Annotated in this window: 22 protein-coding genes and 2 riboswitches; of the genes, 16 read left to right on the forward strand and 6 right to left on the reverse strand. The window is 67.9% G+C overall.

Annotated features, from left to right (window positions below):
• Window positions 1-282: 282 nt before the first annotated feature.
• The 3 genes from gatC to gatB are packed head-to-tail and all read left to right on the forward strand — an operon-like array spanning window position 283 to window position 3,678.
• Window positions 283-579, forward strand: a complete 297-nt coding sequence (gene gatC, locus BLR03_RS03575) for an Asp-tRNA(Asn)/Glu-tRNA(Gln) amidotransferase subunit GatC (RefSeq protein WP_091249523.1) — start codon at window positions 283-285, stop codon at window positions 577-579.
• Between the two features lie 4 nt (window positions 580-583).
• Window positions 584-2,173, forward strand: coding sequence for an Asp-tRNA(Asn)/Glu-tRNA(Gln) amidotransferase subunit GatA (gene gatA, locus BLR03_RS03580; protein WP_091249526.1), 1,590 nt, complete (start codon window positions 584-586; stop codon window positions 2,171-2,173).
• On the forward strand, window positions 2,173-3,678 hold the full coding sequence (gene gatB, locus BLR03_RS03585) for an Asp-tRNA(Asn)/Glu-tRNA(Gln) amidotransferase subunit GatB (RefSeq protein ID WP_091249528.1): 1,506 nt from the start codon (window positions 2,173-2,175) through the stop codon (window positions 3,676-3,678). Before gatA ends, gatB begins: the two co-directional genes overlap by 1 nt.
• Before the next feature lie 93 nt (window positions 3,679-3,771).
• Here gatB and BLR03_RS03590 read toward each other — a convergent pair whose 3' ends face one another.
• A complete protein-coding gene (locus tag BLR03_RS03590) occupies window positions 3,772-4,677 on the reverse strand; it encodes a LysR family transcriptional regulator (RefSeq protein WP_091249531.1) in 906 nt (301 codons plus the stop codon).
• A 173-nt stretch (window positions 4,678-4,850) separates the two neighbouring features.
• On the opposite strand from BLR03_RS03590, the gene tdh reads away from it, so the two are divergent.
• The 4 genes from tdh to BLR03_RS03610 all read left to right on the forward strand — a co-directional run bounded on the left by tdh (window position 4,851) and on the right by BLR03_RS03610 (window position 9,685).
• A complete protein-coding gene (tdh, locus tag BLR03_RS03595; protein ID WP_091249533.1) occupies window positions 4,851-5,897 on the forward strand; it encodes an L-threonine 3-dehydrogenase in 1,047 nt (348 codons plus the stop codon).
• Window positions 5,898-5,984: 87 nt separating this feature from the next.
• Window positions 5,985-7,193 carry a glycine C-acetyltransferase gene (locus tag BLR03_RS03600; RefSeq protein WP_091249536.1) on the forward strand — a complete coding sequence of 403 codons (1,209 nt, stop codon included), beginning with the start codon at window positions 5,985-5,987 and terminating at the stop codon, window positions 7,191-7,193.
• A 99-nt stretch (window positions 7,194-7,292) separates the two neighbouring features.
• The gene (locus BLR03_RS03605; protein WP_091249539.1) at window positions 7,293-8,426 is read left to right on the forward strand and encodes an NAD(P)/FAD-dependent oxidoreductase; all 1,134 of its coding nucleotides are present in this window, start codon (window positions 7,293-7,295) and stop codon (window positions 8,424-8,426) included.
• A gap of 11 nt (window positions 8,427-8,437) precedes the next feature.
• The gene (locus tag BLR03_RS03610; RefSeq protein WP_091249541.1) at window positions 8,438-9,685 is read left to right on the forward strand and encodes an amidohydrolase family protein; all 1,248 of its coding nucleotides are present in this window, start codon (window positions 8,438-8,440) and stop codon (window positions 9,683-9,685) included.
• 27 nt (window positions 9,686-9,712) lie between these two features.
• Here BLR03_RS03610 and BLR03_RS03615 read toward each other — a convergent pair whose 3' ends face one another.
• On the reverse strand, window positions 9,713-10,393 hold the full coding sequence (locus BLR03_RS03615; RefSeq protein ID WP_091249544.1) for a histidine phosphatase family protein: 681 nt from the start codon (window positions 10,391-10,393) through the stop codon (window positions 9,713-9,715).
• 121 nt (window positions 10,394-10,514) lie between these two features.
• On the opposite strand from BLR03_RS03615, the gene BLR03_RS03620 reads away from it, so the two are divergent.
• Window positions 10,515-11,282 carry a CPBP family intramembrane glutamic endopeptidase gene (locus BLR03_RS03620; protein WP_091249547.1) on the forward strand — a complete coding sequence of 256 codons (768 nt, stop codon included), beginning with the start codon at window positions 10,515-10,517 and terminating at the stop codon, window positions 11,280-11,282.
• A gap of 133 nt (window positions 11,283-11,415) precedes the next feature.
• Here BLR03_RS03620 and BLR03_RS03625 read toward each other — a convergent pair whose 3' ends face one another.
• Window positions 11,416-12,054: a VOC family protein gene (locus tag BLR03_RS03625; protein WP_091249549.1), complete on the reverse strand. Its 639-nt coding sequence runs from the start codon at window positions 12,052-12,054 to the stop codon at window positions 11,416-11,418.
• Between the two features lie 144 nt (window positions 12,055-12,198).
• Window positions 12,199-12,314: riboswitch (SAM riboswitch) on the forward strand.
• Window positions 12,315-12,375: 61 nt separating this feature from the next.
• Between BLR03_RS03625 and BLR03_RS03630 the strand changes: the two genes are divergently transcribed.
• The 4 genes from BLR03_RS03630 to BLR03_RS03645 all read left to right on the forward strand — a co-directional run bounded on the left by BLR03_RS03630 (window position 12,376) and on the right by BLR03_RS03645 (window position 17,403).
• The gene (locus tag BLR03_RS03630; protein WP_091249552.1) at window positions 12,376-13,692 is read left to right on the forward strand and encodes a bifunctional o-acetylhomoserine/o-acetylserine sulfhydrylase; all 1,317 of its coding nucleotides are present in this window, start codon (window positions 12,376-12,378) and stop codon (window positions 13,690-13,692) included.
• 115 nt (window positions 13,693-13,807) lie between these two features.
• Window positions 13,808-13,923, forward strand: a riboswitch (SAM riboswitch).
• Between the two features lie 11 nt (window positions 13,924-13,934).
• A complete protein-coding gene (locus BLR03_RS03635; RefSeq protein ID WP_091249555.1) occupies window positions 13,935-15,110 on the forward strand; it encodes a homoserine O-acetyltransferase MetX in 1,176 nt (391 codons plus the stop codon).
• 169 nt (window positions 15,111-15,279) lie between these two features.
• Window positions 15,280-16,662 carry an MFS transporter gene (locus BLR03_RS03640; RefSeq protein ID WP_091249557.1) on the forward strand — a complete coding sequence of 461 codons (1,383 nt, stop codon included), beginning with the start codon at window positions 15,280-15,282 and terminating at the stop codon, window positions 16,660-16,662.
• Window positions 16,663-16,836: 174 nt separating this feature from the next.
• On the forward strand, window positions 16,837-17,403 hold the full coding sequence (locus BLR03_RS03645) for an isochorismatase family protein (protein ID WP_091249559.1): 567 nt from the start codon (window positions 16,837-16,839) through the stop codon (window positions 17,401-17,403).
• Here BLR03_RS03645 and BLR03_RS03650 read toward each other — a convergent pair.
• Together BLR03_RS03650 and BLR03_RS03655 are read right to left on the reverse strand one after the other, a co-directional pair.
• Window positions 17,400-18,020, reverse strand: a complete 621-nt coding sequence (locus BLR03_RS03650; protein ID WP_254788155.1) for a hypothetical protein — start codon at window positions 18,018-18,020, stop codon at window positions 17,400-17,402. The two genes, BLR03_RS03645 and BLR03_RS03650, sit on opposite strands and share 4 nt — an antisense overlap.
• An 87-nt stretch (window positions 18,021-18,107) precedes the next feature.
• A complete protein-coding gene (locus tag BLR03_RS03655; protein ID WP_091249998.1) occupies window positions 18,108-18,971 on the reverse strand; it encodes an SGNH/GDSL hydrolase family protein in 864 nt (287 codons plus the stop codon).
• Between the two features lie 94 nt (window positions 18,972-19,065).
• On the opposite strand from BLR03_RS03655, the gene BLR03_RS03660 reads away from it, so the two are divergent.
• Window positions 19,066-19,722 carry an alpha/beta hydrolase gene (locus BLR03_RS03660; protein WP_091249564.1) on the forward strand — a complete coding sequence of 219 codons (657 nt, stop codon included), beginning with the start codon at window positions 19,066-19,068 and terminating at the stop codon, window positions 19,720-19,722.
• 31 nt (window positions 19,723-19,753) lie between these two features.
• Here BLR03_RS03660 and BLR03_RS03665 read toward each other — a convergent pair whose 3' ends face one another.
• Complete coding sequence (locus tag BLR03_RS03665; protein WP_091249566.1) at window positions 19,754-19,990, reverse strand: RNA-binding S4 domain-containing protein; 237 nt, start codon at window positions 19,988-19,990, stop codon at window positions 19,754-19,756.
• 33 nt (window positions 19,991-20,023) lie between these two features.
• Here BLR03_RS03665 and BLR03_RS03670 point away from each other — a divergent pair, with 33 nt between their 5' ends.
• From BLR03_RS03670 to BLR03_RS03680, 3 genes are all read left to right on the forward strand, one after another.
• The gene (locus BLR03_RS03670; RefSeq protein ID WP_091249569.1) at window positions 20,024-20,989 is read left to right on the forward strand and encodes a DMT family transporter; all 966 of its coding nucleotides are present in this window, start codon (window positions 20,024-20,026) and stop codon (window positions 20,987-20,989) included.
• A 121-nt stretch (window positions 20,990-21,110) separates the two neighbouring features.
• Complete coding sequence (locus tag BLR03_RS03675) at window positions 21,111-22,496, forward strand: glycine--tRNA ligase (RefSeq protein WP_091249571.1); 1,386 nt, start codon at window positions 21,111-21,113, stop codon at window positions 22,494-22,496.
• A gap of 2 nt (window positions 22,497-22,498) precedes the next feature.
• Window positions 22,499-23,509 (forward strand): GNAT family N-acetyltransferase, encoded by a 1,011-nt coding sequence (locus tag BLR03_RS03680; protein WP_091249581.1) that lies wholly within the window; start codon window positions 22,499-22,501, stop codon window positions 23,507-23,509.
• The last annotated feature ends 122 nt before the right edge of the window (window positions 23,510-23,631 follow it).

Here is a 23,631-nt window from a genome sequence, read left to right on the forward strand (position 1 = left end):
CCCCCAAAGAAAACTAAAGGAGGCAGGGTGCGGAAGATTTTCCGCACCCTGCCTCCTCGTGTGGTGAGGGAGAGCCCGCGATCGCCGAAGGTGAGCGCGGCACATCGGCGACGGGACGGGCATCCGGAAGCGTGCGTCTAAGCGATGAACGAGCGAGCACGCGGAGGATCGTCCGGCCCGCCGCCGATAGGCGGCCACAGCCGGCCTGGCGGCGGACGGTGGCAACCGTTCAACCCACGTAGACTGGGACGGAAAATAATCCTTTACTTGCAGGGGAGATCCATGGCTGCGATCAACCGCGACGACGTCGCGCATCTCGCGCAACTCGCGCACATCGAGATGAGTGCCGAAGAGCTCGACAGGATGGCCGGCGAACTCGCCGTCATCGTCGAATCAGTGAAGTCCGTCAGTGAAGCTGCCGGTGATGACGTCCCGGCCACGTCGCACCCGATTCCGCTGACCAACGTGTTCCGCGAGGACGTCGTGGGGCACACGTTCACCGCCGAGCAATCCCTCTCCGGTGCCCCCGACGCGTACGAAGGCCGCTTCAAGGTCCCGGCAATCCTGGATGAGGACTAAGAGCATGACTGAGAACAACGAACTGATCCGCCTCTCCGCCGCCGCGCTCGCCGACAAGCTGGCCGCCCGCGAAGTCACCTCCGTCGAGGTCACCCAGGCTTACCTGGACCGGATCGCCGCCGTCGACGGCAAGGTCCACGCCTTCCTGCACGTCAACACGGAGGAAGCCCTTGCCGTCGCCGCCGAAGTGGACGCGATCCGCGCCGCGGGAGGCGCCGCCGCCGAGGAACTGCACGCCCTCGCCGGCGTGCCGATCGCCGTCAAGGACCTCATCGTCACCATCGGCCAGCCCACCACAGCCGGCTCGAAGATCCTCGAAGGCTGGTACAGCCCCTACGACGCCACCGTCGTGGAGCGCCTGCGCGCCGCCAAGATGCCGATCCTGGGCAAGACCAACCTGGACGAATTCGCCATGGGCTCCTCCACCGAGCACTCCGCGTACGGCCCCACCCACAATCCGTGGGACCTGGACCGCATCCCCGGCGGTTCCGGCGGCGGTTCCGCTGCCGCCGTCGCGGCCTTCGAAGCCCCGCTGGCCCTCGGCACGGACACCGGCGGATCCATCCGCCAGCCCGGCGCCGTCACCGGCACCGTCGGCGTCAAGCCCACCTACGGCGGTGTCTCCCGCTACGGCGCCATCGCCATGGCCTCCTCGCTGGACCAGATCGGCCCGGTCTCCCGCACCGTGCTGGACTCGGCCCTGCTGCACCAGGTGATCGGCGGCCACGATCCCCGCGACTCCACCTCCCTGCCGGACCCGCTTGAAGACCTCGTGGCCGCGGCCCGGACCGGCAACGTCCAGGGCATGAAGATCGGCATCATCAAGGAACTCCACGGCGAGGGCTACCAGGCCGGCGTCGAGAACCGCTTCAACGAGTCCCTCGAGCTGCTCAGGGGAGCCGGCGCCGAGATCGTCGAGGTCTCCTGCCCCAACTTCAAATACGCCCTAGGCGCCTACTACCTGATCATGCCCTCCGAGGCCTCCTCCAACCTGGCCAAGTTCGACGGCGTCCGGTACGGCCTGCGCGTCCTTCCCGAAGAGGGACCGCTGACCATCGAACGCGTCATGGGCGCCACCCGCGCCGCCGGCTTCGGCGACGAGGTCAAGCGCCGCATCATCCTGGGCACCTACGCGCTGAGCGCCGGCTACTACGACGCCTACTACGGCTCGGCCCAGAAGGTCCGCACCCTGATCCAGCGCGACTTCGAGGCCGCGTTCGCCAAGGTCGACGTGCTGATTTCCCCGACGGCCCCCACCACGGCCTTCAAACTGGGTGAAAAGCTCAACGACCCGCTCGCAATGTACCTCAACGACGTCGCCACCATCCCCGCCAACATGGCCGGCGTCCCCGGGCTCTCCCTGCCCGGCGGCCTGGCCGACGAGGACGGACTGCCCGTCGGCATCCAGCTGCTGGCCCCGGCCCGCCAGGACGCCCGGCTGTACCGCGTCGGCGCCGTGCTGGAGTCCCTGCTCGAGGCGCAGTGGGGCGGCCCGCTCCTGGACCGTGCCCCCTCCCTGACGGCCCCCTCACCGACTGATTCAGCACCGGCGGTTGCTGCTGGCGCCCCCGCGAGCCACGGAGGTTCACACTAATGACTGACGCAACCCTGAGCTTCGAAGAGGCCATGGAGAAGTACGATCCCGTCCTGGGGTTCGAGGTCCACGTGGAACTCAACACCAAGACCAAGATGTTCTCCTCCGCGCCCAACGTCTTCGGCGACGAGCCCAACACCAACGTCAACGAGGTGGACCTCGGCATGCCCGGCGTCCTGCCCGTGGTCAACAAGACCGCGATCGAATCCTCGATCAAGATCGGCCTCGCGCTGAACTGCAAGATCGCCGAGACCTGCCGCTTCGCCCGGAAGAACTACTTCTACCCGGACACCCCGAAGAACTTCCAGACCTCCCAGTACGACGAGCCCATCGCGTACGACGGCTACCTGGACATCGAGCTCTCCGACGGCACCGTCTTCCGCGTCGAAATCGAGCGCGCCCACATGGAAGAGGACGCCGGCAAGCTGACCCACATGGGGGGCGCCACCGGCCGCATCCAGGGCGCGGACTACTCCCTGGTGGACTACAACCGCTCCGGTGTGCCGCTCGTCGAGATCGTCACCAAGCCGATCGAGGGCGCCGGCAGCCGCGCGCCCGAACTCGCCAAGGCCTATGTGGCCGCCGTCCGCGAGATCGTCAAGAACCTGGGCGTCTCGGACGCCAAGATGGAACGCGGCAATGTCCGCTGCGACGCCAACGTCTCGCTGCGCCCGCACGGCCGCGAACGCTTCGGCATCCGCTCCGAGACCAAGAACGTCAACTCGCTGCGCGCCGTCGAACACGCTGTCCGCTACGAGATCCAGCGCCACGCCGCCGTCCTGGATTCCGGGGAGCCGGTCATCCAGGAAACCCGGCACTGGCACGAGGACACCCGGACCACGACCTCGGGCCGGGCCAAGTCCGACGCCGACGACTACCGCTACTTCCCGGAACCGGACCTCGTCCCGATCACCGCGTCCCGCGAGTGGGTCGAGGAGCTGCGCGCCACGCTGCCCGAGCCGCCGGCCGCCCGCCGCAAGCGCCTGCAGGCCGACTGGGGCTACTCCGACCTGGAGTTCCGCGACGTCGTCAACGCCGGCGTCATGGACGAGATCGAGGAAACCATCGCCGCCGGCGCCACCCCCACGGTGGCCCGCAAGTGGTGGATGGGCGAGATCGTGGGGCGCGCCAAGAACGCCGACGTCGATCCCGGCCAGCTCGGCGTCAACCCGGCCACCATCGTGGAACTGAACAAGATGGTGGAAGAGGGCAAGATCAACAACAAGATGGCCTCCGAGGTCCTCGACGGCGTGCTTGCTGGCGAAGGCACCCCGGCGGAGATCGTTGAAAAGCGCGGCCTCGCCGTGGTCTCCGACGACGGCCCCCTGCTCGAAGCCATTGACGCGGCCCTCGCCGCGCAGCCCGACGTCGCGGACAAGATCCGCGGCGGCAAGGTCCAGGCGATCGGTGCGATCGTCGGCGGCGTCATGAAGGCCACCCGCGGGCAGGCCGACGCCGGCCGCGTCCGCGAACTGATCCTTCAGCGCCTCGGCGTCGAAGGCTAAGCGCCCCCGCCCTGCCCAACTGGCTCGCAGTTGTGGCCGTTTTGAGCGCTCAAAACGGCCACAACTGCGAGCTACTTGGGTTAAGCGGACGAATCAGGTGACCAGTTCGGTCATGATGGTCTGCAGTGCTTCGCAGACCATCATGACCGATGTGCGTTTAAGGTTCTCCGGCCTGGCGAGGACATCGATCCTGCGCCGGGTGCTGATGCCTTCCAGCGGCCGCAGCACGATGCCCGGATTCAGCACGGGCCGCGCCGTGTACCGGGGCAGCAGGCCGATCACGCCGCCGGCCGCGACGAGAGCCGCCACGGTCGAATAGTCGTTGATCCGGTGCACAATATTCAGCTCCCGGCTGGAGACGGCCGCGACGGCGGACAGCACGTCGGCGGGGGAGTAGCCGGCGCGGCTGGTCACCCACGGTTCGCTGACGACGTCGTCCGCCGTCACCGCGCGCTGGCCGGCCAGCCGGTGCCCGGCCGGCAGCGCGACGTCCAGCGGCTCATGCGCGAGCGGGATCACCGCGACGCGCTCCTCGGGCCACCGCGGGCTGTGATCCATCCGGTGCGCCAGCACAAGGTCATAGCGCGCCGTCAGGGCCGGGAAATCCTGCTGGGCCACGTCCTCGTCCGAAAGTAGGATCCGCGGCTGTCCGGGTGCGTCCAGGAGCCGGGCCAGCGGCGCGAAGAGCGCCTGCCCGGCGCTGTGGAAACCGCTGAGCGTCACCGGCGCGACGGGCGAGCCGTGATAGGCGCCGATCGCCATCTTCGCGTCCGCCATCGCGCTCACGACGGCGGCCCCGGCGTCCGCGAGCACCTGTCCGGCCTCCGTCAGCACCAGGTTCCGGCCCTCCTTGCGGGTCAGCGGAACCTCCACGGTCTTCTGCAGCGCGGCCAGCTGCTGGGACACGGCCGAGGGCGTCACGAGGAGGGTTTCGGCGACGGCCTTGACGCTGCCCAGGGCGCCGAGCTCACGCAACATCTCCAGCTGGTGGATTTCCATGCCAGCCATTCTATGCAACAGCAACTTCTAAATCGTCGATTGAGAAGAATTCGGTTGTGCTAATGCTTTTTCGGTGGGTCTAATGGGGTGAGTTGTCCCACATGCCCGCGCCGCACAGCGGAATAGACCGGGCGGGGCACTACACGCGGAGCAAAACACAGTTAGGAAAGTCCATGAAGGCTCTCTACAAGGCCGGTGCCCACGCAGGATTCGAACTCGTCGACCGCCCGGAGCCCGAGGCCGGCCCGGGTGACGTCAAGATCCGGGTCATGACCACCGGCATCTGCGGCACGGACCTGCACATCCAGTCCTGGGACGCCTGGGCGCAGGGCATCATCAACGCCCCGTTGATCGCCGGCCACGAGTTCTACGGCGAGGTCGTGGAGATCGGCGAGGACGTCCTGGACGTCAAAGTGGGGGACCGTGTCTCCGGCGAGGGCCACATCGTGTGCGGAATCTGCCGCAACTGCCGCGCCGGCCGCAAGCAGATGTGCATCAACACCGTCAGCGTCGGCGTCCAGCGCGACGGCGCCTTCGCCGAGTACGTGGTGATCCCCGAGACCAACGTCTGGGTCCACCAGGATCCCTCCGTCACCCCGGAACTGGGCGCCATCTTCGACCCCTTCGGCAACGCCGTCCACACCGCCCTGAGCTTCCCGCTGGTCGGCGAGGACGTCCTGATCACCGGCGCCGGGCCCATCGGGCTCATGGCCATCGCCGTCGCCCGGCACGCCGGCGCCCGCAAGATCGCCATCACCGACGTCTCCGCTCCCCGGCTGGAACTGGCCCGGAAGCTCGGCGTCGACCTCGCGATCGACGTCTCGAAAATGCGGGTCAAGGACGCCCAGCGCGAACTCGGGATGCGCGAAGGCTTTGACATCGGCATGGAAATGTCGGGACACCCCACCGCGCTGCCTGAGATGATCGACAACATGAACCACGGCGGCCGGATCGCAATGCTGGGACTGCCCAGCCAGTCCATCGACATCGACTGGGGCAAGGTGGTCACGCACATGCTGACCATGAAGGGCATCTACGGCCGCGAAATGTTCGAGACCTGGTACGCGATGAGCGCCATGCTCTCCTCCAACCCGGTCCTGCACGCCAACATTTCCGCCGTCGTCACCGACTCGCTGCCCGCCACCGACTGGGAAAAAGGCTTCGAGGTTGCCCGCGCCGGCGTCGGGGGCAAAGTGGTCCTTGACTGGACCGTCTTCTAGGCCGCCCTCTCCGGGCCGCCGCTTTCCAGGCGCCCCTTTCCGAACCAGCATTTCGCCCCCGCATCCAACCAGCTGAGGAGCCAACCCATGTATTCGACCATCAAGGACCAGCTGCAGCACGAACTCGACGAGATCCGCAGCGCCGGACTGTTCAAGACCGAGCGGCACATCGACTCGCCGCAGGCCAACCACATCAAAGCCGGGCAGATCGGGGAGTCCAGCGCGGACGTCCTGAACTTCTGCGCCAACAACTACCTCGGCCTCGCGGACCACCCGGAGATCATCGCCGCCGCCAAGGCCGCGATGGACGAGCGCGGCTTCGGCATGGCCAGCGTCCGCTTCATCTGCGGCACCCAGGACCTGCACCTGAACCTGGAAAAGCGTGTCTCGACGTTCCTCGGAACCGAGGACACCATCCTGTTCTCCAGCTGTTTCGACGCCAACGGCGGAGTCTTCGAATCCCTCTTCGGCCCGGAGGACGCCGTCATCTCCGACGCCCTGAACCACGCGTCCATCATCGATGGCATCCGGCTCTGCAAGGCCCAGCGCTTCCGCTACGCCAACCAGGACATGGCGGACCTCGAATCGAAGCTGGTCGAGGCCACCACACAGGAGAACCCGGCCCGCCGCAAGATCATCGTCACGGACGGCGTCTTCTCGATGGACGGCTTCCTGGCCCCGCTCGAAGCGATCTGCGACCTCGCCGAAAAGTACGACGCCATGGTCATGGTGGACGACTCCCACGCGGTGGGCTTCATGGGCGCCTCCGGTGCGGGCACCCCCGAACACGCCGGCGTCTCGGACCGCGTGGACATCTACACGGGAACTTTCGGCAAAGCCCTCGGCGGCGCCTCCGGCGGCTACGTCTCCGGGCGCCGCGAGGTCATCGCCATGCTCCGCCAGAAGGCCCGCCCTTACCTGTTCTCCAACTCGCTGGCCCCGGCCATCGTCGCGGCCACGCTCAAGGCACTGGACCTCGTGGAGAACTCCGGTGAACTGCGCACCAAGCTCTTCGCCAACGCGGAACTGTTCCGCAACCGCATGAGCGAGGAAGGCTTCGAACTTCTCCCCGGTGAACACGCGATTGTTCCGGTCATGTTCGGCGACGCCGTCATGGCGGCCAAGGTGGCCGACGCTATGCTCCACAACGGCGTCTTCGTCACGGCATTCAGCTACCCGGTGGTGCCCAAGGGCGCGGCCCGCATCCGCGTCCAGCTCTCCGCCGCGCACAGCGACGAAGACGTCGAGGCCTGCGTTCAGGCGTTCGTCCGGAGCCGGGCCGCCGTCGCGGCCTAGAAAACGGGCTACGGGGTGCGGCGCCCCTGACTGCGCCGCACCCCGTGCCGTAACCCGAGTCTCTCCCCGTGCCGCGGCTCCGTCTGCAAGGATGGGACCATGTCAGCAACTTACGATGTCGTGATTGTCGGCGGAGGCATCGCCGGCCTGTCCCTTGCCTCCGCCTTGGCCGGGCGCTGCAGCGTGGCCCTGGTGGAGGCCGAGCAGACCCTGGCGTACCACACCTCGGCCCGCTCGGCCCGGCAGCTGATCCCCAGCTACGGCCCGCCCGTCGTCCAGGAACTCACGGTCCGGACGCTGGAGCTGATCGCCGCCGGCGACCTCGAACGTCCGGCACCGGTGCTCACGCCGCGCGGCTTCATGCTGATCGGCGACGACGCCACCGTCCGGGCCGAAGCCAGCGGCCACATGCACCGGATCACCCATGCCGAGGCGCTGGAACTGTGCCCTGTCCTGGTTCCGGAATCCTTCAGCGCCGCCGGCCTGGACACCGGATCCTTCGCCTGCAACGCCCCGATACTGCTCGAGGACCACCGTCGGCGGGCCGAAGCCGGCGGCGTGGACATCATCACCGGGGCCAGGGTCCATTCGGCTCAGCGCCTGGGCACCGGCTGGGAACTCGGCGCCGGACAGGAAGGCTTCGAGGCCGCCGTCGTTGTCAATGCGGCCGGCGCCTGGGCGGACGAGCTCGCGGTCCTCAGCGGCGTCGAGAAGCTCGGCCTCCAGCCGTACCGCCGCACCGCCGCGATCGTCGACGTCGGGCATCCCCTCCCGGCAACCTGCCCCATGGTGGCGGCGGCCGATGACAGCTTCTATTTCCGGCCCGACGACGGCCAGGTCCTGATCTCGCCCGCGGAACACGTCCCGAGCGGAGCCGAAGACGCCCGGCCCTACCCCGGCGACATCGAAGGTCTCGTCGCCCGGCTCAACACGATCACGACGCTCGGGATCCGCGGCGTCAGCAAAGCCTGGACCGGTCTGCGGACCGAAGCCGCGGACGGTGTCCCGGTGGTGGGATTCGACGCCGAGGCCACCGGATTCTTCTGGCTCGCCGGGCAGGGCGGCTACGGCTTCCAGACGTCCTCGGCGATCGCGGAACTGGCCGCCGGGCTGATCCTGGCCGGGCAGGGTGCCACCGCTTCCGGCACGGCCGCAGGCACGGCCGCGGAGACCAGTCCGGCATCCCGGACAGCGGAGGCGCTGGCCGCGACCCGCTGGTCCATCCGGCGCTGAAGAATGGATCCATGAGCACCCTGATCACCAACATCGCCGAACTCATGACCCAGGACGCGGAACACCGCGTCCTCCGCGACGCGGCGGTGGTGATCGAGGGGGAGCGGATATCCTGGCTGGGTCCCGCGGCCGGCGCGCCGGCGGCGGACGAAGCCGTGGACGCCGGCGGCCGGGCGCTCCTGCCGGGCTGGGTCGATTCCCACACCCACCTGATTTTCGCGGGGGACCGCACGGCCGAATTCGAGGCCCGGATGGCAGGGGAGAGCTACAGCGCCGGCGGGATCGCCGTGACCACCGGCGCCACCCGGAGCACTAGCGACTTCGAGCTCACCCGGCTGGCGATGGGCCGCATCGCGGAAGCCGTCTCTCAGGGCACCACCTACCTCGAGACCAAAACGGGCTACGGCCTGGACGTCGAGAACGAGGCCCGCAGCGCCCGGATCGCCTCCACGGTCGCGGACGAGGTCACCTACCTCGGAGCGCACCTCGTGCCCGCCGGCATGGACGCCGAGGACTACACGGAGCTGGTCTGCGGGCCGATGCTCGCCGCGGTTCTGCCCTACGTACGCTGGGCCGATGTGTTTTGCGAGCAGGGCGCCTTCAACGAGGACCAGTCCCGCCGGGTGCTGCAGGCCTGCAAGGACGCCGGGCTGGGACTGCGGGTCCACGGCAACCAGCTCGGCGAAGGCCCGGGCGTCCGGCTGGCCGTGGAATTCGGCGCCGCGAGCGTGGACCACGTGAACTACCTTTCGGCCGCGGACATCGACGCCCTCGCCGGCAGCTGGTCCGGCTGGCAGGACGCCGGCGGCACCGGTTCTCAGGTCACCGGCGCCCAGGGGAAGGGACAGCGCGGCACCGTCGCGACGTGCCTGCCGGCCTGCGACCTATCCACCCGGCAGCCGCTGGCCCCCGGAAGGGAACTGCTCGACGCCGGCGTGCAGCTCGCGTTGGCCTCCAACTGCAACCCGGGTACGTCCTACACGAGCTCGATGGCGTTCTGTGTCACCACTGCCGTGCTGCAGATGCGGCTCAGCGTCCACGAGGCGGTGCGCGCGGCAACCTACGGCGGCGCGCTGGCCCTGGGGCGGGAGTCCGGGAACGACGTCGACGGCGAACGCGCCGTGGGCTCGATCGCCGTCGGACACCGGGCGGACCTGCACCTGCTCAACGCGCCCTCGGCCACGCACCTGGCCTACCGGCCCGGCATTCCGCTCACCCGCGCCGTGTGGCGCGCAGGGGTCGCCCAGGCAGTGCGGTAGTCCGGGCCGGACCGTCTAGAAGAACGGCTAGAAGAACATCGGCGGGGCGTCCAGGACGGTCTCGTCCACGCGCCTCTTTTCCCACTGCGTGAACGGCTTGTCGAGCTCGTACTTGCCCCGCGCGGTGCGCAGCAGGGTGCGGACCTCGGCGTTCTCCGGGTTGTTCAGGGATTCGAAGTACTCCACCGACCAGTGGAACCAGCGCATGCAGAAGAGGCGCATGGTCAGCCCGTGGGTCACGAACAGCGCGTTCGGGGCATAGCTGGGCTTTGACCAGTGCCGGTAGAGGGTCTCCATGAAGGAGGAAATCCGGTCATACACATCGGAGCCGGACTCGCCCTCGCGGAAGCGGTAGAAGAAGTGGCCGTAGGCGTTGCGGAGCTCCTTTTGGTCCTCGATGTCGCCGGCGATCTGAAAGTTGGCCCAGTCCTGCTCCCGCAGCCGCGGTTCCTCGATCACCCGTTCCACGAGCGGGCCGAGGTTGAGCGCCTCGAGGGTCTGGTAGGCACGCAAGTACGGGGAAACATAGACGCACACCGGGCGGCCGTCCAGTTGGCGCCGGATCTCCTCACCGGCCGCCGTCGCCTGCTCCAGCCCCAGCGGCGTCAGCGGAATCCGGTAGTCCGGAACACGGTTGTAGATCGAGGTGTCGGCATTGGCGGCGGACTGGCCGTGCCGGATCATGATGATTTTCCGGGGCGCACTCATAAACCCCAAGCATAGGGCTCCCGGAAGCGGGTGCCGCAGGCAAAACCCCGCACGGCCGCCACCGCCCGGGCAACAGGTGGGGCACCAGCAAACTATCGGCAACGGCAGGCAAGATAGGAACATGTTGGTTCCCTCCCGCCGTCGGCTGCGGTTCGAAGTGTTGATTGTCCTGGGACTGTCGCTGGGGCAGTCCGCGGTGTACTCCGTGGTGCAGCTGCTGGACAAGATGACCACGGCGCCGCTGGCCCAGGGCACGTCGACGCTGAACCGTTCGCAGAGCACGCGCGAATACTTCGACCTCACCTACCAGCTACTGGACATCCTCTTCGCCCTGGTCCCGGTGGCCCTGGTGATCTACTTCCTCACCGAGCGCTGGCCGGCCGGAGAACACGGCACCTCGGCGTTCCGGAGGATCGGCTTCAACTTCGCCCGTCCCGGCAAGGACCTCCTGCAGGGACTGGGACTCGCCGCCGCCATCGGGATCCCGTCCCTGGCGCTCTACGCCGCCGGCCGGGCGCTGGGGATCACGACGGCGATCATCCCCAGCGCCCTGGACGCCTACTGGTGGACGGTGCCGGTGCTGGTCCTGTCCGCGATCCGGCACGGGATCGTGGAGGAAGTGATTGTGGTGGGCTATCTCCTGGACCGGCTCGGGAAGCTGGGCTGGAGCACGCCGGCGGCCATCGCCGCCAGCGCCCTCCTTCGCGGCAGCTACCACCTGTACCAGGGGTTCGGGCCGTTCATCGGCAACGCGGTGATGGGCGTGGTCTTCGCCCTGGTCTACACCCGCACCAAGCGCGTGATGCCCCTCGTGATCGCCCACGCCATCCTGGATACCGTGGCGTTCGTGGGATTCAGCCTGTTCGGCAAGGCCGTGGGCCTGGGCTGACGGCCCCGGGCAGACGGGCCTCCGCCCGGGCCGGACAGCCGCAGGCGCCCTTAAAATAGTATCGGCCGCCATCTCGCGGGTGACATCATTGGCACCCGCGGGATGGCGGCCGAAGTGTGGGGCAGGCGGAGCGTTAGATCGTGACGGCCCCGGAGGCGGTCTCGAAGGTGACGGAGAGGATTCCGGGCGTTCCGTGCGGCGCGAGCCAGTTCACGGCCACGTCTTCCAGAGGCTTTTCCACGGGCTCGCCAAGCCATTCCGTGACGCGCTCTGCCGAACCGGCAATGGTCAGCGCGGACATCTTGACGTCGCTTGCGTAGGCGTTGGAGGGGTGAAGCTCCGGGTCGCCCTCCCACTTGAGCATGTAGGGCACCTGCGGGTCGGCGATGAGGCCCAGGATGCCGATCTGCTTCCAGACCAGTTCGCGGCCGTCGGGGAACTTCCGGTTGCCGTTCACGGCGGCGCGGCCCAGCCGCTCCTCGAACGGGCCGAGGTCGTCAACCTCGACGCACCAGCCCATCCAGCCGCCGCCGGCCTCGGAGCGTGCCCGGACTGCCTGGCCGAAGGGGGCCTTGTCCGATGCCGGGTGGTTCAGGACCTCCACGACCTCTACATACTTGTGTCCCGCTAGCGGGATAATCATGTTGCGTGTCCCGAAACGGGGGTGCACTCCACCCTTCACGGCTTCGACGCCGAGGGCAGACGCAATACGTTCAGTGGTGGCTGCCAAGCCATCGTGTTCACAGGCGTAAGAAACGTGATCCATGCGCATGCCCTCATCTTGGCACTTTGTGATGGACCTCTCAGCTTAGGCTTGCCTTACCGTCATGGGATGTTTGCAGGCCAGCGTGCCCGTCGTCGTCATGTTCGTCATAAAGCTATCCAGCGGCCTGCCGCCATTCCTAGACTGAAGCAAGGTCATGAGTGCCAGCGCACAGCCCCGGCTTGCTGGCCGGCAACCCTCGTATCGCGGTGGGGTGCCCCGGGTGAAGACCTGGCCGTCCGGCGCCCGCCGGAGGGCAAGCGCGGCGCCCGTGCCGGCCCGGGCCGATGGCCCCGGGCGGTGCTGTGCCCAGTCCCGACAGGAGCAACAATGTCCACTGCCTGGTCCTTCGAAACCCGCCAGATCCACGCCGGCCAGGAGCCGGACTCCGCCACCGGCGCCCGGTCCCTCCCGATCTACCAGACGACGTCGTTCGTGTTCCCAAGCGCCGAAAGTGCCGCGAACCGCTTCGCCCTCGCCGAACTTGCCCCCATCTACACCCGGATCGGCAACCCCACGCAGGACGCGGTGGAACAGCGCGTGGCCAGCCTCGAAGGCGGCCTCGCTGCCCTGCTGCTCAGCTCCGGCCAGGCCGCCGAGACCTTCGCGATCCTCAACATCGCCGAGGCCGGCGACCACGTGGTCGCCAGCCCCAGTCTCTACGGCGGCACCTACAACCTGCTCGCCCACACGCTGAAGAAGTTCGGCATCTCCGTGACCTTCGTCGCGGACCCCGACAACCTGGACCAGTGGCGCGAGGCCGTCCGGCCCAACACGAAGCTGTTCTTCGGCGAAGTGGTCTCCAACCCCCGCCAGGACGTGCTGGACATCGAGGGCGTGTCCAAGGCGGCCCACGAGGCCGGCGTGCCCCTGATTGTCGACAACACCCTGTCCACCCCCTACCTCATCCGGCCGATCGAGTGGGGCGCGGACATCGTGGTCCATTCCGCCACCAAGTACCTCGGCGGCCACGGCGCCGCGATCGCCGGCGTGATCGTGGATTCGGGCAAGTTCGACTTCGGCAAGGACCCCGAGCGGTTCCCCGGCTTCAACACCCCGGACCCCACCTACAACGGACTGGTCTACGCCCGCGACCTCGGCGCCGGCGGCGCGCTCGGGGCCAACCTCTCCTACATCCTCAAGGCCCGGGTCCAGCTCCTGCGCGACCTCGGCTCCGCCGTGTCCCCGTTCAACGCCTTCCTCATCGCCCAGGGTATCGAGACCCTTAGCCTGCGGGTTGAACGCCACGTGGCCAACGCCACCAAGGTGGCCGAATGGCTGGAGGCTCGGGACGACGTCGAATCCGTCGCCTACGCCGGGCTGCCGTCCAGCCCCTGGTACGAGCGCGGGCGCAAGTACGGGCCCAAGGGGACCGGCGCCGTCGTCGCGTTCAACATCGCCGGGGGAGCGGAGGCAGGCAAACGCTTCGTCGATGCCCTCGAGCTGCACTCGCACGTCGCCAACATCGGTGACGTCCGCTCCCTCGTGATCCACCCGGCGTCGACCACGCACAGCCAGCTCTCGACCGAGCAGCAGGCCGTGGCGGGCGTGAACCCCGGCCTGGTGCGGCTCTCGGTCGGACTGGAACACATTGACGACATCCTCGCGGACCTCGACGCCGGATTCCGCGCGGCCAAGAGCGCGTAGCTCCACCGGACAACCGGCGGCCGGCCTCCCGCGGACGGGGAGTGCCGGCCGCCGGCTGTCACACGGAAGTCACAATCTTCGTCATTTCCGCACGCTGTTTCGTACACTCATACAAGGTCATGAGTGCCAGCGACAGCCCCGGCTTGCTGGCCGGCAACCCTCCATTTGCGGCGGGGTGCCCCGGGTGAAGACCTGGCCTGCCGGTCAGCTGACGGCAGGCAAGCGCGAAGTTAGGTCCTCATATGACGATTGCCGTCACCCGCAGCGGTGAACCCGAAACCAAACCAACCCGGAACTCCGTTTCCGCCAGCCCCGCCGCCCAAGCGGCCAGGGTACCGGACGGGACCGTCCAGTACCTCGGGATCGGGGACCTGCAGCTCGAATCCGGGGTCCAGCTGCCGGACGTGGTCCTCGGCTATGAGACGTGGGGGACCCTGAATGCCGATGCCTCCAACGCCGTCCTCATTGAACATGCCCTGACCGGCGACACCCATGTGACCCGCGGCGCCAGCGAGGAACCCGGCTGGTGGGAACAATTGGCCGGACCCGGGGCCCCCGTGGACACGGACAAGTACTTCGTCGTATCGATAAACATCCTGGGCGGCTGCTACGGCTCCACGGGACCCTCCACGCCGGCCCCTGACGGCCGCCCCTGGGGATCGAGGTTCCCGCTCGTGACACTCCGGGACACGACCGCCGCCGAGGCGCGGCTGGCCGATGCCCTGGGCATCGACAGCTGGTACGCCGTGCTGGGCGGTTCGCTCGGCGGCGCGCGCGCCCTTGAGTGGGCCGTGACCTACCCCTCGCGGGTCCGCCGCTGCGCCGTGATTTCCGTCGGCGCCAGCAGCACCGCCGAACAGATTGCCTTCGCGCAGGCCCAGACCCTGGCCATCCGCCAGGACCCGAACTTCAACGGCGGGGACTACTACGGCGGCCCGGAACCCGAAGCGGGGCTCGCCCTCGCCCGCCGGATCGCGCACATCACCTACCGCTCTGCGGCCGAGCTCGACGGCCGGTTCGGCCGGAACGCCCAGGAGTCCGAGGCGCCCCTGGCGGCCGGATCGCTGGCCGGGCGCGGACGCTATCAAGTCGAAAGCTATCTGGACCACCAGGGCAACAAGCTGGTCCGGCGTTTTGATGCCAACAGCTACATCGCCATCACCGAGGCGCTCATGAGCCACGACGTCTGCCGCGGGCGCGGAAGCCTCCGGGACTCCCTGGCCCCGGCCACGGCCGAGTTCCTGGTGGCGGCCGTGGACTCGGACCGCCTGTACTTCCCCGCCCAGTCCCGTGCACTGGCCGAGGCTCTGCCGGGGGGCCCCGAGCTGCACATCATCGAGGCGCCGATCGGCCACGACGGCTTCCTCACCGAAATCGGGCAGCTCAGCGGCCAGTTGCGGAGCAATTTCTTCGCCTAGCAGCCGCTCATGGCTGTGCATTTTTGCAGATGCTCTCTGCACGAATGGTCGTTGTGGCTCACGGCACCGGGACCCATACTCGTTGAGAATAACGCTGTGTGTGCTAACTCACACAACATCTCAGCCCAATGGTCCACAGGGTGTCGAGGGCGACACCGAAGGAGTTCTCATGAGCACGGAAAACGCTGCTGCGACGCGCGCAGGCGAGCCCGACGTCAAGACGTCCGGCCTGAAGAAGGTGGTGGCGGCCTCCATGGCCGGCACCGTGGTGGAATGGTACGAATTCTTCCTCTACGCATCCGCGGCCACGCTGGTCTTCGGCAAGGCCTTCTTCCCGAATTCGCAGACCGAACTGGACGGAATCCTCGCGGCGTTCCTCACGTACGCCGTCGGCTTCGTTGCCCGCCCGATCGGCGGGATGGTCTTCGGCCACTTCGGCGACAAGTTCGGCCGCAAGCAGCTGCTCCAGCTCAGCATCATCCTGGTGGGCGTGTCCACGTTCCTGATGGGCTGCCTGCCCACCTTCGCGCAGATCGGCTACTGGGCCCCGGCGCTGCTGGTCTTCCTGCGCTTCGCCCAGGGCTTCGCGGTCGGCGGGGAATGGGGCGGCGCCGTCCTGCTCGTCGCTGAGCATAGCCCCAGCAAGTCCCGCGGCTTCTGGGCCAGCTGGCCGCAGTCCGCTGTTCCGCTCGGCAACCTCTTCGCCACCGCGGTGCTGTTCATCCTGTCCTCCGTGCTGTCTTCGGCGGACTTCCTTAGCTGGGGCTGGCGGGTCGCCTTCTGGCTCTCCGCCGTGATCGTCCTCATCGGCTACTACATCCGCACCAAGGTCAGCGACGCCCCGATCTTCCTGGAAGCACGCAAGGAAGTTGAGGCAGGCCACAAGGGCTACGGCGTTGCCGAGGTCTTCCGCCGCTACCCCCGCGGCGTGTTCACCGCGATGGGCCTGCGCTTCGCGGAGAACATCCTGTACTACCTCGTGGTCACCTTCTCTATCACCTACCTCAAGACGGTGGTCCATGCCGACACCGCCCGGATCCTGCTGCTCCTGCTCGTGGCCCACTTCATCCACTTCTCCGTGGTGCCCATGGTCGGCCGGCTCTCGGACAGGGTGGGCCGCAAGCCCGTCTACATGGCCGGCGCCGTTCTGGGTGCGACCTGGGGCTTCTTCGCCTTCCCGATGATGGACACCGGAAACGATCTGATCATCCTCGCCGCGGTCATCATCGGCCTGCTCTTCCACGCCCTGATGTACGCCGGGCAGCCGGCCATCATGGCCGAGATGTTCCCGACCCGGATGCGGTACTCCGGCGTGTCCCTCGGTTACCAGGTGACCTCGATCGTGGCCGGTTCGCTCGCGCCGATCATCGCCGTCGCGCTGCTGAGCCAGTACAAGTCCTCCGTCCCGGTGGCCATCTACCTCCTGATCGCCTGCGCGGTCACCGCCGTCGCCGTGTTCTTCCTCAAGGAGACCCGCGGCGTCTCGCTCCACGACGTCGACGCCGCCGACGCCCAGGGCACCGCAGACCTCCTCGCCGCCGGCAAACGGTAAGCCGCCGGTCCCGGGAAACAGGGCCCGGGGAAACCTGTTGAAGGGACGGCGGCCCGGATTCGCGCACGGCGCGGATCCGGGCCGCCGGCGTTAACGCTGCTCATGATCTCCGCAGTGCTTGGGGCGCGGGGATTAGAGTGGGCAGGCAGGCAAGCCCAGGATCCGGGAGGCATTGTGACCACGCTCGTCAACCGACCCAACACGGCACTGGTCGTGGTGGACATGCAGCTCGGCGTCGTCGCGGGGGCCTACCGCCGCGACGACGTCGTTGCGACCATCGCCGCCCTCGTGAAGAGGGCACGCGACGCCGGCGTGGACGTCATCTGGGTGCAGCACGGCGGCGGGGAGCTCCCGCGGGGCAGCGACGCCTGGCAGTACGTGCCCGAGCTCGCGCGGCGTGATGCGGAGCCGCTTGTGCCCAAGGAGTACAGCGACGCCTTCGAGGCTACGGACCTGGAGTCCGTGCTGGCAGAGCGCGGCATCGGCCGCTTCTTCATGGCCGGCGCGCAGACGGACGAGTGCATTCGCTCGACCCTCCACGGCGGGATAACCCGAGGCTACGACGTCACGCTGGTCGCGGACGCCCACACCACCGAGGACCTGAGCGAATATGGCGCGCCGGCGCCGGAACTCGTGGTGGCCCACACCAATCTGTACTGGCAGCACCACAAGGCTCCGGGGCGGACGGCCGGAACCGTCAACGCGGCCGATATCGACTTCGCCAGCTTCTTGTGTGCCTAGCCCTTCATGATTTCAGCGCGCTGGGACATGTAGTCCTCCATGGACAGCTTGCCGTCGCTATACTGCTGGTCCAGCTCGGCGAGCTTGCGGGCCCGGTAACCCTGCGGGGCCGACGGCGTCCGGGGCGCCTGCGGCTGCCCTGCGCCCGGGGCGGGTTCGTGCCGCTGCGGCTGAGGCGGGTGGTTTAGGTACTCCGGGCTGTCCTCGTAGGGAACGGGCGATCCGTAGCCGGCCGGCCCCGGATACTGCTGTCCGGGGTACGGCTCGGTCGGGAACGGCTGGTCCGGGAACCGCGGGCCCGGATACGGCTGGCCCGGGATCTGCCCGCCCGGATACGGCTGGCCCGGGTTCTGCGGGTTCGGGTACTGCTGGCCGGGATACGGCTGGTTGGCTCCTCCGGGCTGCTTCGGCGCGCCCAGTTGGCCGAAGCCGCCAAAGTAGTCCTGCTGCGTGTACCCGTCCCGCGGCTGGTTGTTCTGGTTTGGCGGGTTGCCTTGGTTTCCGGGGAACCCGCCGAACTGGCCCGGCATGTTCTGGTTCCGGCCGCGGACGGACCTCCGGTAGAGGCGCACTCCCATGGGAATCAGGAACGACAACACAATGATCCAGAAGAACATACTGCTCACGGTACGGGGCCTTTCAGCTGCTGGGCCTCTTCACTTGCGGGGCCTGAGGAGTGTGCCTCCAGCTTAGGCCCCGCAGGCTCAGGACCGTACCGCGTCCTCCGTGCCCGGCGGGCCTTCGCCCGAGCCCAGCGGTACGCCTGGCCCGAACACCGGCCCCGGCAGGGGCCGCTTGGCCGTCACGCCGTCGCCCGAGGAACGGTGCCGCAGCCGACGCACCACCCACGGAACAAAATACTCCCGGGCCCACACAAGGTCCCCGCTGCGGGCCTCCCGCCAACTGCGCTGCGGCATCGGTTTGGGGGCGAGCGGCTCCAGGGTGTGTTCGACGTTCAGCGAATCCAAGACCATCGCCGCAATCGTATGGTGGCCCAACGGCGAAAAGTGCAGCCGGTCAACGTCCCACATCTGCGGATCATTAAGCTGGCGCAGAGACCACATGTCCGCGATCACGGCGTCGTGGCGCGCGGCGATCGTGCGCAGGTTTTCGTTGTAGATGGCCACCTTGCTGCGGATCCGGCCGAGCACCGTGGAGCCTGTGTCCGGGCCGTTGAAAAGGACCACGGTGGCGCCCCCCAGGCTCAGGATCTGCACCACCGAGTCCAGCTTTTCGGCCAGCACGTCCGGATCCCCGCCCGGGCGGATGAGGTCGTTGCCGCCCGCGGAGAGCGTGATGAGGTCCGGTTTGAGCGACAGGCAGTGCGCCAACTGCTGGTCCACGATCTGCTGCAGGAGCCGGCCGCGGACGGCCAGGTTGGCGTACGCGAAGTCGTTGTGGCCGCGGCTGAGCTCCTCGGCCACCCTGTCGGCCCAGCCCCGGTGGCCGCCCGGGCTCGCCGGCTCCGGATCGCCGATGCCTTCCGTGAACGAGTCGCCCATGGCCACGTAACGGGTCCACGGGTGGGTCACAACGGTGTCCGCCGACGTCTCCGGGGAATTTTCCATGGCTTCGGTTTCGCTCACCTTCTTATCCTGCACTCTTCCTGTCAAGCTACGCCACCGTAGGTTGTTACCGCCGGGTAACTGTAAGAATGGTTCCATGACTCACGCTGATGCCTTCCCCGCCCCTGTCGTCGAATGGTCCAAGCCGGAGCAGGAACGTGCGGGCAAACCGCTGATTGTCCTGCTCCACGGCTACGGCGCCAACGAACAGGATCTGCTCAGCCTGGCGGACCTGCTCCCGCAGGAATTCGCGGTAGCCTCCGTGCGCGCCCCGATCGCCATGGGACCGGGCTTCACCTGGTTCCCGCTGACGGCGTCCATCGACTATTCGCTCGAGGCCGTCAAGGCCGCCGCGGCGTACGTGCAGGACTGGATCGACTCCGTCAAGGCCGACCATCCCTCGGTGACGCTGCTCGGATTTTCGATGGGCATGGCTATGGCCACCACGCTGCTGCGGCAGCGTCCGGCGGACTTCGCCGCCGTCGTCGGGCTTTCAGGTTTTGCCGTCGACGCCGGCGGCGACCTCAGCTTCCGCGATGGCGAACTGGACGGCACCGTGCCGATGTTCTGGGGACGCGACCAGCAGGATCCGGTGATCACCCCGGACAAGATCGAGTTCACCATGGGCTGGGTGCGCAAGCACGTGAAGCTCACCAAGGTCTTGTACACCGGCATGTGGCACGGCATCAACCAGCAGGAAATCGGCCACGTCTCCGAGTTCCTCACGCACGCGGTCCTCAACTCCAGGAACTAGCCGCCCGGACGGCTGGCCGGGGGTAAGCCGGCTAGGATCCTGCGGGCGCGCTGATCCGTACGGTCTGGCCGTTCACGGTGACGGTGTCGCCGTCGTGAAGCTGCCGCCCGCGGCGCTCGTCAATTTCGCCGTTGACCTTGACCAGCCCGTTTTTGATCAGGTCCGCGGCCTCTACACCGTCCTCCACCAAATTCGCGAGCTTCAGCAGCTGGCCCAGCCGGATCATGGTGTCGCGGATGGTGATGTCTTCAATTTCCGGATTGCTCATATAGGCAATGATGCCTGACCTAAGGTGGCACCAATGACGCACACACCCCGGCTCCCGCTCATCGCGGGGCTGCCCATGGCCGTCGCGGCGGGGTTGTTCATACCGTTGCAGGGCCGGATCAACGGCGCGCTCGGGGCGGAGCTCGGCGACGGCATTGGTGCGGCCGTCGTCAGCTTCAGCACCGGGTTGGTGGTGATGGTCGTCATGTCCGTGGCGCTGCCCAAAGGCCGGGCCGGGCTGGCCCGGATCCTGCCGGCCGTGCGCGAACGGCAGTTTCCGCGCTACTACGTCCTGGCCGGCTGCATCGGGGCGCTCTTCGTCTTCGCCCAGTCCTTCACCGTGGCGCTGCTCGGCGTTGCCCTATTCACTGTGGCCGCCGTGACGGGGCAGACCCTCAGCGGGCTGTTGGTGGACCGGATGGGAATCGGGCCCGCGGGGAAGAGGCCGATCACCGGTATCCGCGTGCTCGGCAGCGTGCTCACCGTCGCCGCCGTCGCGTGGGCGGTGTCGCCGAGGTTCAGCGCCGGAGAATCCGTGCTGCAACTGCTTCTTCCCGTGTTGCTGCCGCTTCTGGCCGGGTTCCTGATGAGTTTCCAGCAGGCCATGAACGGCACCGCCACCGTCCACTACGGGTCCCCGATCGCCGCGACCCTCGTGAACTTCATCGCCGGGGCCGTCCTGCTGTGGGCGGCGTGGCTGGTCAAGCTCGCCGTGTCCGGTGCCGGCAATCCGCTGCCGGGGCAGTGGTGGTACTACCTTGGCGGCCCGCTCGGGTGCGTCTTCATCGGCGTCGGCGCCCTCCTGGTCCGCAGCCTGGGCGTGCTGGTCACGGGCCTCGGGATGATCGCCGGGCAGCTGCTGGGATCCCTAGGGCTGGACCTGGTTTTCCCGGTCCCCGGGACCGTCGTCGCGCTGCCCACCGTCCTGGGCACCCTGCTGACGCTCGGTGCCATCATCCTGGCCACCCTGCCTTGGCCGCGGGGCGCGCTGAAGCGGTAGCGGGCCGGTAGGCTTGGAGTTTGCATCGCACTGTTCGTATGACCCCGTCCGGCAACCAGCCGGCGACCCGGGGCTGACGCCGCGGACCGCACCCAGCGGCCCTGTAGAAATTGGAGTTACCATGGCAGCAAAATCCGTCCTCGACCAGATCATTTCCCTCGCCAAGCGACGGGGGTTCGTTTTCCAGGCCGGTGAAATCTATGGTGGCTCGCGTTCTGCCTGGGATTACGGGCCCCTCGGCGCCGAGCTCAAGGAAAACATCAAGCGCCAGTGGTGGCAGTCCGTGGTCCGCGGCCGCGAAGACGTCGTAGGCCTCGACTCCTCCGTCATCCTGCCCCGCCAGGTCTGGGAAGCCTCCGGCCACGTCGAGGTCTTCTCCGACCCGCTGGTGGAGTGCCTGTCCTGCCACAAGCGCTACCGCGCGGACCACCTCGAGGAAGAGTACGAGGAGAAGAAGGGCCGTCCTGCCGAAAACGGCCTCAAGGACATCGCCTGCGCCAACTGCGGCACCCGCGGCCAGTGGACCGAGCCCCACGAATTCTCCGGCCTGCTCAAGACCTACCTCGGCCCCGTCGCCAGCGAGGAAGGCCTGCACTACCTGCGGCCCGAAACCGCCCAGGGCATCTTCGTGAACTTCAGCAACGTCCTGACCACCTCGCGGAAGAAGCCGCCGTTCGGCATCGGCCAGATCGGCAAGTCGTTCCGCAACGAGATCACGCCGGGCAACTTCATCTTCCGCACCCGCGAGTTCGAGCAGATGGAAATGGAATTCTTCGTCGAGCCCGGCACCGACGAGCAGTGGCACCAGTACTGGATGAAGGAACGCATGTCCTGGTACACGGGCCTGGGCATCCGCGAAGAGAACCTGCGCTTCTTCGAGCACCCGCTGGAGAAGCTCAGCCACTACTCCAAGGGCACCACGGACATCGAATACCGCTTCGGTTTCCAGGGCTCGGAGTGGGGCGAGCTCGAAGGCATCGCCAACCGCACCGACTTTGACCTCTCCACCCATGCCAAGGCTTCCGGCGCGGACCTAAGCTACTTCAACCAGGCCACCAACGAACGCTACACCCCGTACGTGATCGAGCCTGCGGCCGGCCTCACCCGCTCGTTCATGGCCTTCATGATCGATGCTTACACCGAGGACGAGGCCCCCAACGCCAAGGGCGGGGTGGACATCCGCACGGTGCTCAAGCTGGATCCGCGCCTGGCGCCGGTGAAGGCAGCCGTCCTGCCGCTGAGCCGCAACGAGGACCTGTCCCCGAAGGCCAAGGACCTCGCCGCCCAGCTGCGCAAGAGCTGGAACATCGAGTTCGACGATGCAGGCGCCATCGGCCGCCGCTACCGCCGCCAGGACGAGATCGGCACCCCGTTCTGCATCACCGTGGACTTCGAGACCCTCGAGGACCAGGCCGTCACCATTCGCGAACGCGACACCATGAGCCAGGAACGCGTCTCCCTGGACAAGGTGGAGGGCTACCTGGCCGCGCGGCTGGTCGGCGCCTGATCATGGCCATCGAATACCGGGAATGGCGGGAGGGCGACGACCTCGCGCTGCTGGAAATCTGGGGCGGCCCGGAGACCGTGCAGGCCGGGCAGTTCCGCGGCACGCTGGCGCCCTCGGGCAATGCCCCGTGGCGCCGCTGCATTGTGGCCGAGGACGTCGTCGACGGCGTCGCCATTCCCGTGGCGGCGGCCGTGGTCCACGAGGCCTCGCTGCACCCGGAACGGCTCTGGGCGTATATCGAGGTCGCCCGGGACCACCGCCGCGCCGGCATCGGGTCCACACTGCTGACCATGCTTCGGCACGAGGCCGCCAAGTCGCCGTCGGGAGTGTCCAAGCTCCGCTGCAAGGTGGAGCCGGGCACGCCCGGGGCGGCGTTTGCCGAGGCGGCGGGCATGGCCCCGATCCAGCGCTCCCGCCTGATCATCGTGGACCCGGCGCCGCTGAAACTGCCGGTGTTCGGCGACGGTTCCGAGTCGGCGGCCAGCGACCAGGTCGAAGACCTGGCCACGGGCTCGGTGGAGCTCAGCGACGTCGTTGGCCGGTACTACACGGCCGTGCACACCTGGGACAGCCCGGGGGAGTTGAGCGTTGCCATGGTGCAGCGGTTGTTCCTGGATGACCTCAGCGGCGCCCATGGCGCGATCGTGCTGCGGGCACCCAAAGCCAGTGCCTTCGGGCACGGCATAGCGGCGAGCCGCAAGGGCCGGCTGGAGGGGTTCGCCATCAGCTACGCGCAGGGCACTCCAGGCACCGGAGCCGACGCCGATGGTACCGGTTCTGCCGGGCCCGCTGCGCCTACTGAGGTGTTCCTCGGGCACGAGCCAAAGCTCGGCGAGGACGAGGCCCGCGCAGCCGTGCGCGATCTCCTGGCCCTGATCGCCTACCAGCACCCGGTAATGCTGGAACTGGACGATGCGATGACCGCCCTGCGCGCCGTCGTCGAACCGCTGCTCGAGACCGGCAAAGCCCACGTCCAGGGCTCCGAAACGCTCGTCGTTGCGGACCCGGCCTAGGACTCAAGCCAACTGACCCGCAGCACTGACCCGCAGCACTGACCCGCAGCGCGTTGTGACCCGTGAAAACGACACACGTGCTGCGGGTCAGCCCGGTTAACGGGCCTGTCAGCTTGGGTAGC

Source organism: Arthrobacter sp. ok909, from assembly GCF_900104405.1.
GTDB classification, from domain to species: domain Bacteria; phylum Actinomycetota; class Actinomycetes; order Actinomycetales; family Micrococcaceae; genus Arthrobacter; species Arthrobacter humicola.

Excerpts from the sequence above, each read along its gene's own strand:
- BLR03_RS03665 (WP_091249566.1), bottom strand. The coding sequence starts at position 19,990 with ATGAGCAATCCGGAAATTGAAGACATCACCATCCGCGACACCATGATC.
- gatA (WP_091249526.1), top strand. The coding sequence starts at position 584 with ATGACTGAGAACAACGAACTGATCCGCCTCTCCGCCGCCGCGCTCGCC.
- BLR03_RS03630 (WP_091249552.1), top strand. The coding sequence starts at position 12,376 with ATGTCCACTGCCTGGTCCTTCGAAACCCGCCAGATCCACGCCGGCCAG.
- BLR03_RS03590 (WP_091249531.1), bottom strand. The coding sequence starts at position 4,677 with ATGGAAATCCACCAGCTGGAGATGTTGCGTGAGCTCGGCGCCCTGGGC.
- BLR03_RS03625 (WP_091249549.1), bottom strand. The coding sequence starts at position 12,054 with ATGCGCATGGATCACGTTTCTTACGCCTGTGAACACGATGGCTTGGCA.
- BLR03_RS03660 (WP_091249564.1), top strand. The coding sequence starts at position 19,066 with ATGACTCACGCTGATGCCTTCCCCGCCCCTGTCGTCGAATGGTCCAAG.
- gatB (WP_091249528.1), top strand. The coding sequence starts at position 2,173 with ATGACTGACGCAACCCTGAGCTTCGAAGAGGCCATGGAGAAGTACGAT.
- BLR03_RS03650 (WP_254788155.1), bottom strand. The coding sequence starts at position 18,020 with ATGTTCTTCTGGATCATTGTGTTGTCGTTCCTGATTCCCATGGGAGTG.
- BLR03_RS03670 (WP_091249569.1), top strand. The coding sequence starts at position 20,024 with ATGACGCACACACCCCGGCTCCCGCTCATCGCGGGGCTGCCCATGGCC.
- BLR03_RS03680 (WP_091249581.1), top strand. The coding sequence starts at position 22,499 with ATGGCCATCGAATACCGGGAATGGCGGGAGGGCGACGACCTCGCGCTG.
- BLR03_RS03675 (WP_091249571.1), top strand. The coding sequence starts at position 21,111 with ATGGCAGCAAAATCCGTCCTCGACCAGATCATTTCCCTCGCCAAGCGA.
- tdh (WP_091249533.1), top strand. The coding sequence starts at position 4,851 with ATGAAGGCTCTCTACAAGGCCGGTGCCCACGCAGGATTCGAACTCGTC.
- BLR03_RS03640 (WP_091249557.1), top strand. The coding sequence starts at position 15,280 with ATGAGCACGGAAAACGCTGCTGCGACGCGCGCAGGCGAGCCCGACGTC.
- BLR03_RS03605 (WP_091249539.1), top strand. The coding sequence starts at position 7,293 with ATGTCAGCAACTTACGATGTCGTGATTGTCGGCGGAGGCATCGCCGGC.
- gatC (WP_091249523.1), top strand. The coding sequence starts at position 283 with ATGGCTGCGATCAACCGCGACGACGTCGCGCATCTCGCGCAACTCGCG.
- BLR03_RS03635 (WP_091249555.1), top strand. The coding sequence starts at position 13,935 with ATGACGATTGCCGTCACCCGCAGCGGTGAACCCGAAACCAAACCAACC.
- BLR03_RS03600 (WP_091249536.1), top strand. The coding sequence starts at position 5,985 with ATGTATTCGACCATCAAGGACCAGCTGCAGCACGAACTCGACGAGATC.
- BLR03_RS03655 (WP_091249998.1), bottom strand. The coding sequence starts at position 18,971 with ATGGAAAATTCCCCGGAGACGTCGGCGGACACCGTTGTGACCCACCCG.
- BLR03_RS03615 (WP_091249544.1), bottom strand. The coding sequence starts at position 10,393 with ATGAGTGCGCCCCGGAAAATCATCATGATCCGGCACGGCCAGTCCGCC.
- BLR03_RS03610 (WP_091249541.1), top strand. The coding sequence starts at position 8,438 with ATGAGCACCCTGATCACCAACATCGCCGAACTCATGACCCAGGACGCG.
- BLR03_RS03620 (WP_091249547.1), top strand. The coding sequence starts at position 10,515 with ATGTTGGTTCCCTCCCGCCGTCGGCTGCGGTTCGAAGTGTTGATTGTC.